The organism is Pedobacter nutrimenti, assembly GCF_032678445.1.
Classification (GTDB): Bacteria; Bacteroidota; Bacteroidia; order Sphingobacteriales; family Sphingobacteriaceae; genus Pedobacter; species Pedobacter nutrimenti_A.
Genome location: NZ_JAVTSQ010000043.1, coordinates 1 through 653 on the forward strand (window position 1 = coordinate 1; position 653 = coordinate 653).

The following is a 653-nucleotide window of genomic DNA, read 5'->3' on the forward strand; positions in this document are numbered from 1 at the left end:
GATCTGGAACCTTATTTAGCTGCGGTAATGATTTCAAGAATTTGCCTTGCAACTCATGACATTCACCTGCAGGACGATGTGATTGATAAAGCTTATTTTATTGTAAGTGGTTTTATAATGGCTTACTATATTGATGAGGCCGGAAATGAGCATGTATTGAAAATTTACCGTGCGGGCGAAATTGTGGCTGGAAGTAGTTTTATGAATGCTCGGCCCTCCAGATATTATTTGAGGATCTATAGGGATGCGCTGGTGATAGAAGTTACGTATGCACAAATGCAAATTGGTTACCAGACCATTCCGGATATGGAGGAACTTGCTCGCTTAACTGTTGCGGGTTTTGAGAACAAGGAAGTACTGCGTGATGAAATGATCCGTAAAGGTGGAGAGGAGAGTGTGCTTCATTTTTACAGGGCAAATCCGGAGTTATTACCTCCCGGTAAAATCATCAAGGACCATCACATTGGCAGTTATCTGCATATGTCTGTGGATAATTTGCAGCATACCCGTACTTTTTTGATCAAAAAAGGTCTGTTGCCGAATAAAAAGTCATGAAATTCCGGAAAATAACGGAGTTAATGTTGTTTTAGCTGCCGATCTTTAGGTAGATCAAATTAATTAACTCTATTATGAATATTACGCATCTCGGTTAC

Annotated in this window: 1 protein-coding gene; it reads left to right on the forward strand. The window is 39.8% G+C overall.

Annotated elements, in window-relative coordinates:
- The coding region (locus R2S08_RS28820) for a Crp/Fnr family transcriptional regulator (protein ID WP_316838353.1) at window positions 1-555 on the forward strand (555 nt) is incomplete at its 5' end.
- Window positions 556-653 lie beyond the last annotated feature (98 nt).